Raw genomic sequence first — 7,062 nt, 5'->3', positions numbered from 1 at the left:
CTGTCGCTCGGAACGGATGCCATAAAGATAGCCAATAAAGATCATTTTGAAAAGGACAATCGGATCTACGGGTGGTCGTCCATTATCTTGACAATAGTAGGGGGTGGTCTTCTCGTATATAAACGAAAAATCTATGTATTTATCTATCTTTCTAAGCAGGTGATCTTCAGGAACTAATTGATCAATACAAACTAATTCGAATTTCATCTGCTGAGGTGCTCGTTCTTTAAGCATACTCTACCTCCTAACAAAATTAGGTCCATGCAGAATTAATTCTACATGGACCCTCAAAAACCATTTTCATACTATATACTTTTTCAACAAGCTGAGGGGGTATCTCAATAGAAATTGAGATACCCCCTTGGGGGCCCGCTATATAACGATTGAAGCCTGTCCCCGTAGTTTCAAACCGGACTGAAAAAATAAAAACAGGAGCAGCCGGCCAGGCCAGGCTCCTCCTATCTCCTGTAAAGAATGCTGATTATTTGATTAGCCCTTTTTCTTTAAGCCAGGTTTTCGCAACGTCTTTGGCATCCTGTTTGTCCAGATCTACTTTTGCATTTAAAGCAGCCATATCCTTGTCGGTCAGGGTGTCACCCAGCAGGTTAAGCGCCTCGGCCACTTCCGGATGTTTATCCAGTAAATCCTTTCGGACAACAGGTGCCGCATAGTAAGGCGGGAAGAAATGTTTATCGTCCTTCAATATTTTCAGGCCAAAAGCCGGAATCCTCCCATCGGTGGAAAAGCCGTCAATCACATCGACTTTTCCGTCCCGGACGGCCGCATACGTAAGTCCCGGATCCATTCCATTCACGCTCTTAAAGTCTATATGATAGGCTTTCTGCAACCCTTTATAACCGTCTTCCCTTTCGGCAAACTCCTGGGTGCAGCCTAATTGCAATTCAGCTGCTTTGGCAACCAAATCACTGAAGGTGTGTACGCCTAGCTGCTCGGCTCTGTCGGCTCGCATGGTCAACGTATAGGTATTATTAAAGCCAAAAGGCTTGAGCCAAATCAGATTTTTTTCATCCTTATATATTTGTTTCACCTTATCGTAAGCACCCTGTGGATCGTTGATGAGAGGCTGACCGAGAATATTAATCAATGCCGTTCCCGTATATTCGGGATATATATCAATATCCCCCCGCTCGATGGCTTGAGCCACAACGTTAGTTCCTCCCAGGAAGGGTTTGGTTTCTACTGTAAGTTTGGTTTTATCTTCGATGATATATTTCATCATATACACCAGAATATCTTGCTCAGTGAAATTTTTCCCGGCAATTACCACCCGGTCACCTCTTCCAGTGCCGAAAAGTGAACATCCGGCCAGCATGACTGTTACCAAGCCCAGAAGAATTACCTTTTTCCACATATCCCCACTTCCTTTCAACCGTTATTTTTGTACTCCTTTGGGTTGTACCCATATTTCCAGTTTCTTTAATACATAATCAAAAACCAGCGCCAGCAAAGCTGCCGGCAAGGCACCTGCCAGAATCAGTTCGGAGTTTGCCATGGCAATCCCCCTAAAAATAAGATCGCCCAATCCGCCGGCACCGATCAGAGCCGCCAGCGTCGCAACCCCAATCAATAATACCGTGGCAGTACGTATTCCCGCCATAATGACCGGCAGGGCCATGGGCAGTTCAACCATCCGTAACACCTGCAGAGAAGTCATTCCCATACCGATGCCTGCTTCCACCACTGAAGCTGACACACCAAGTATGCCTGTGTAGGTATTACGCATAATTGGCAGCAATCCGTAGATAGTCAATGCTACAATGGCCGGCACCGTCCCTATTCCCAGCAGTGGGATCATAAACCCCAGCAAGGCCAGACTGGGAATGGTCTGAAATACGGCGGTAATGCCGATAACCAGTTCTGCCCAGCGCCGGTAACGGGTTAGAATAATCCCTGCCGGTATAGCAATTAAATTGGCAAGCAGCAGAGAAATGATGGTTAATTCAATATGCTGTGATGCTGCCAGTACAATATCTTCCCAGCGGCTTTGCATAATGCCCCAGAAATTGTAGAACATACCATCCCCTCACTTTCTAAAACTGTTCAGCCATAATATCCACCAGGCTGGCACGGGTAATAACCCCAAGTAAAATATTCTGCCGGTCAACCACCGGCAAATAGGCAATCCGGTGTTTACTGATCAATTGGATGGCTTCCGACAAAGGCTGTTCAACATGGACAACGTATTGCGCCTGTTGCATGACATCCTGTAAGGTTATGTTTTCCTCCTGGTAGCGGCTTTGGATATCCCACACGCTTGATTTACCGATAAGCCGGCCCACACTATCCACAATCAGCAGGGTGTCGACCTTTTTAATCCGCATGAGACGAATAGCGGCAGCTAATCCCCGCTCCGGATTCGAAACAATCGGTCTAACCATAACATCGGCAATCTCCGGATACGGTTCCGCCCGGCTTAACCGGTTTTCACCAATAAAATTTTTGACAAACTCATTGGCCGGATGACGGAGAATACGCTCGGGAGTATCGAATTGGACAATCCGCCCGCCGTTTAAAATACAAATCCGGTTTCCAATCTTAAGCGCTTCATCAATATCATGGGTTACAAATACAATGGTTTTGCGAATGGTCTCCTGTAAACGCACCAGCTCATCCTGAAGTTGTTCCCGACTAATCGGATCTAAGGCACTAAAAGGCTCATCCATCAGAATAATCGGAGGATCGGCGGCCATCGCCCGGATTACGCCAATTCGCTGTTGCTGCCCGCCGCTGAGTTCGGCGGGATAGCGGCCGCCATACACCTCAGGATCAAGATGTACTATTCTCATCAATTCACTGACTCGTGCCATATAACGTTCAGGCTCCCATTTTTTCAGTCTGGGCACAAGTGCCACATTTTCAGCAATGGTCATATGCGGCAAAAGCCCGATATTCTGGATGACATAACCAATGTTGCGTCGCAATTCTACAGGATTTTTTTCGCCGATATCCTGTCCATTGATATACACATGGCCACTACTTGGCGTTACCAGACGGTTAATCATTTTCATGGTAGTCGTTTTGCCACAGCCGCTGGGACCGATCAAAACAACCAGCTCGCCCTGCTCAATCTGCAGATCGATGTCCTGTAATACCCTTTGCCCGGTCCCATAGTCTTTGGAAACATGCTCAAAACATATCATCCAACTCCTCCTCTCAGGCGTTTACTAACAACTTTATTTAATTATAAAAGTTGTTAGTAGGTTTGTAAACCCCTTACAGTATATTTTTCCCGTTAACCAAATATGCCGCTTTTTTATAAAAAATAAAACAGAGCCCCTTTAGGGGCTCTATTCGTCGAAAACAAACGCTTTTTTAAATCCTTCAATTAAACTTCTGTTTTTTCTGAGGCCAATTCTTCCAAATACTCCCTCTGGGCCGTCTCGGTCAAAACATAAATATAGTCGCCAACGGCCAGCCGGGTATCTCCCCGGGGAATCAGTTCCATATCTCCCCGTTTAATGCTAACCAGCAGGGAATGCTCCGGCCAGGAAATTTGTTTGATTTGTTTCTTATCCAGCACAGATCCCATGCAAACCACCAATTCAATAATTTGGCGGTTTGTCCCGTTCAAGTCTGCAACCTCCTTGCCCTGCTTTCGCAAAGCCCGCTCCAGCAAAGCTTCATAAACCGGCTTGGATTTTCCCAGGTCGGCCACCAGATAGGCAATCATCGAAACAAGAGTGAGCGGTAGCAGATGGCTAAACGAGCCGGTCATTTCCATGATCAGCACACTGCCGGTAACCGGTGCCTTGACGACAGCCGAAAAATAGGCCGCCATTGCCAGGACGACAATATTCATCGTATATTGCGGCTCCAATTGCCCCAGATAAAGCATAGTCTGACTGACAAAGCTACCGGCCAACGCCCCTAATACAAGCATGGGCAAAAATATGCCCCCTGGTACTCCTGATCCATAGCTTAACATGGTAAAAAAGAATTTGCCGAAAAAAAGCAATAATAGCAACGAGAACCCTAAAGGTTTGCTTGCCAGTTGATTAACCAGATCATTGCCTCCGCCGAGAATGTCAGGCATAAAAAAGCCAAGTATTCCGGCCGTTATTAATGGCAAAGCAGCCTTTGCCGCACCGGACAATCTGGTTTGGTTTTCATAGAGATTCAGGGTTTTTAGTAAGCCGCGGTTAAATAAGTTTCCCAGCAAACCTACAACAATCCCGGTTATCAGCACAATACCGTAATATCGTACAGGCAGGCTGTACAACGTGGAAAACTGAAATATTGGACCATAGCCGAAGAAGCACTGCGTAACCACATCAGCGGTCACCGCCGCGGCAAGAGCCGACATTAATACGGCCGGCGAAAAATTCTTATGCAATTCCTCCAGCGCAAATACCACACCCGATAACGGTGCGTTAAAGGCTGCCGCCAGACCGGCGCTGGCACCGCTGGTCAACAGGTATTTCTCTTCCATTCTGGTCCGGCCTAAAAGCCGGCTGAGTCCTTGCCCCACAACAGCCCCCAGTTGCACCGAGGGGCCTTCCCGCCCCAAAGACAATCCGGCACCGATGGCCAGTATGCCGCCTAAAAATTTAGTCAGCAAAATACGGAGCCATTTCATTTTCATAGTCCCTAAAATGGCTCCTTTTACTTGCGGAATGCCACTCCCCCCGGCCATGGGTTCGATTTTAACAAGCCAATTCAAAATAAAGGCAGTGCCGATCAATCCAATAAACCAGAGAAAAACGAATTCACCCCGGCCCGCCTGAAACTCGTGATAGATCAGCCGCCGCAGCACTTCCGCCCGTTCCAGCGCAAAACGAAAAGCCACAATAATCAGACCGCCAATCAGACCGATCAGTATTCCTTCAACAAACAATTTAAGCCGGAAATCGTGCCAATTGGCCAGATAGGTATATACTTTACTAACTTTTTTATTCTTCTCCATAAAATCCCTTCTTAAAATACTGCAAATAACTATCGAGAATCTAAGTTAAAAACACACAGGGATGGGCTGTCGCCATGTCTGTGTGTTTTCTTAATTATTCGTGTCGGCCTTACTTACTCCATTCATTTACCGCTTTATCCAACAATCCGGTCCGCTTTACAAACTGTCCAAACGGTTCTTCCGGCAACCGCTCATCCCGGTACAGGGAAAGCAGGTGAGTCAGCGTAGCAGCCGCTTGATCCACAGGAACCTTGCCCGCTATTTTCCTTCCCAGCTCCCCCTGCTGATCTAAAGTTCCGCCGAGCCAGACTTCCGCCGCCTCTTTGGCTACCCCATCACTCATGACCATCGTACCCTGCAGCCCGATATCGGCAATCTGCGGCTGGGCGCAGGCATGGACACAGCCGCTTACATGAATGCGCAGCGGCAGTTTTTCCGGAAACGCTTCATCCAGCTGTGCCAGTAAGCCGGCAGCAAAAGCTTTGGTCTCAATAATGGCAAAAGGACAAAATTCCTTACCGGTGCAGGTAATCGCCTGCACCGTCATCGTTCCCTGCAGTTTATGCTGGTCTTTCACCAAGGGTTCCTGCTTGAGCGACGGCAAAACCGTTTCTGCTATTCCTGGAATGAGGATATCCTGCGAATTGGTTGTCCGCAGAGTTCCATCGCCGTAGCGCTCCGCCAGACCGGCCAGCTCCTGCAGTTTATCCGCTGTTAAACGGCCGCAGGGAATGGCCAGGCCCAGATAGTAAAAACCTGCCTGTTTCTGGGGATGGATGCCAAAAAACTTACCCCCATTCCAGGTTTCGGCAATTCTCTTGCCGCCCGACAGCAGCGAACCGGTACGGCTCAGCAGCTCTTGGGTAAATTTTTCCACGCCCCAGTCATTGAGCAAGAATTTCAGCCTGGCATGATTTCGCTTTTCCCGGTAACCATGATCACGGAAGATAGCGGCAACAGCCGCCGCCACGGCGACCACCTGCTCCGGCAGGACAAACAAATCCAGTTCGGTTGCCAACTGTGGCTGGCTGGACAAGCCGCCCCCCACCAATACATGAAAACCATACAGAATTTTTCCAGTTTCCCGCTTTTCGGCAGGCACGAAAGAAATATCATTCAGTTCGGCCTGAATGGAGTTGTGGGGCGCACCGGTAATGGCAATTTTAAATTTGCGCGGCAAATTGGAAAAATCCCGGTTGTTTTGGAAAAATTGGTACAAGGCCTCTCCCCAGGGAGCCGCATCCAGACATTCCTCAGCGTCAATACCGGCCAAAGGATTGACGACAATACCGCGGGGACAGTCGCCGGCCGCCTGCAGTGTGGTCAAGCCTGCCTGAGTCAGTCTCTCAAAAATATCCGGCAGCCTTTCCAGCCGGATCCAGTGAAATTGCAGCGAATGTCTGGTCGTTATATCCAGACTGTTTTTGCCGTAATCCCGGGAAAGCTCCGCGATGACCCTGGCCTGTGCAGCCGTCAGCAAACCGCCCGGCAGTTTAATCCGCAGCATAAAATTACCGTCTTCTTTGGGACGCTGCAAATAAAGGCCGACCCATTTCAGGCGTTCTATATCACCGGGTGTCAGGGCAGTCACACCTTGTTCGGCAAAACGGGCGATATCCTGCACCACATCAAGTCCGTCTTTCTCCAGTTTGGCCTGTTCGGCCGCATTCAGTCCTTGAGTCTTCTCTTTCTGTTCTCCCATAGGGTAACCTCCTTAGCCATGCGCGTGGACCACCAACTCTAAGATTACAATAACTTTACAGATCTTTTTCCGCAGGGCTTCGGTTTTGTTGACCTGCCCATTCCGACAGGCGCACCGCACCTTGTCTTATGAAAAAATCTCCACAAAATCAATTTGCACTTTCACAGATGGCGGAGCACTTGCCATTGTCTTGATATTGCACTTAGTCAATTCACTTGTTAGGTTCTTCACATAATCGACATATTCCTTTTTCCGGTTAAGAAATTGTCCGGCAAATTAACAGTCATCCCCTGCGCAGGAAATTGTTCCACTTAACAACAAAAGACCCGGCATGTATGCCAAGTCTTTCAGACAATAACCGGTCCGGGCTGTTCTCGCTTTGACAAAGTGAGCTCAGACCGCTTACCGAAAAAACCTATGCAATCCGTTTCCTTAT

The 7,062-nt window shown here is 48.1% G+C and carries 6 protein-coding genes; all 6 read right to left on the bottom strand.

Annotation, left to right across the window (positions count from 1 at the left end):
• A partial coding sequence (locus F3H20_RS15295; protein ID WP_149733300.1) for a transposase occupies nucleotides 1-234 on the bottom strand: 234 nt, incomplete at its 3' end.
• A 247-nt stretch (nucleotides 235-481) separates the two neighbouring features.
• A complete protein-coding gene (locus F3H20_RS15290; protein WP_149735775.1) occupies nucleotides 482-1,372 on the bottom strand; it encodes an ABC transporter substrate-binding protein in 891 nt (296 codons plus the stop codon).
• Nucleotides 1,373-1,393: 21 nt separating this feature from the next.
• Nucleotides 1,394-2,035 (bottom strand): ABC transporter permease, encoded by a 642-nt coding sequence (locus tag F3H20_RS15285; protein ID WP_149735774.1) that lies wholly within the window; start codon nucleotides 2,033-2,035, stop codon nucleotides 1,394-1,396.
• Nucleotides 2,036-2,051: 16 nt separating this feature from the next.
• A complete protein-coding gene (locus F3H20_RS15280) occupies nucleotides 2,052-3,161 on the bottom strand; it encodes an ABC transporter ATP-binding protein (RefSeq protein ID WP_149735773.1) in 1,110 nt (369 codons plus the stop codon).
• A 185-nt stretch (nucleotides 3,162-3,346) separates the two neighbouring features.
• Entirely contained in the window at nucleotides 3,347-4,924 is a 1,578-nt protein-coding gene (locus tag F3H20_RS15275; protein ID WP_149735772.1) for a ClC family H(+)/Cl(-) exchange transporter, read from the bottom strand.
• 109 nt (nucleotides 4,925-5,033) lie between these two features.
• Complete coding sequence (locus tag F3H20_RS15270) at nucleotides 5,034-6,626, bottom strand: nitrite/sulfite reductase (RefSeq protein WP_149735771.1); 1,593 nt, start codon at nucleotides 6,624-6,626, stop codon at nucleotides 5,034-5,036.
• Nucleotides 6,627-7,062 lie beyond the last annotated feature (436 nt).

The organism is Propionispora hippei DSM 15287 (assembly GCF_900141835.1).
GTDB lineage: Bacteria > Bacillota > Negativicutes > Propionisporales > Propionisporaceae > Propionispora > Propionispora hippei.
Note: the sequence above shows the minus strand (reverse complement) of the source record. Positions and strands in the feature narration are given on the sequence as shown.

Coding starts and splice junctions, on each gene's coding strand:
- F3H20_RS15270 (WP_149735771.1), bottom strand. CDS start 6,626: ATGGGAGAACAGAAAGAGAAGACTCAAGGACTGAATGCGGCCGAACAG.
- F3H20_RS15275 (WP_149735772.1), bottom strand. CDS start 4,924: ATGGAGAAGAATAAAAAAGTTAGTAAAGTATATACCTATCTGGCCAAT.
- F3H20_RS15280 (WP_149735773.1), bottom strand. CDS start 3,161: ATGATATGTTTTGAGCATGTTTCCAAAGACTATGGGACCGGGCAAAGG.
- F3H20_RS15285 (WP_149735774.1), bottom strand. CDS start 2,035: ATGTTCTACAATTTCTGGGGCATTATGCAAAGCCGCTGGGAAGATATT.
- F3H20_RS15290 (WP_149735775.1), bottom strand. CDS start 1,372: ATGTGGAAAAAGGTAATTCTTCTGGGCTTGGTAACAGTCATGCTGGCC.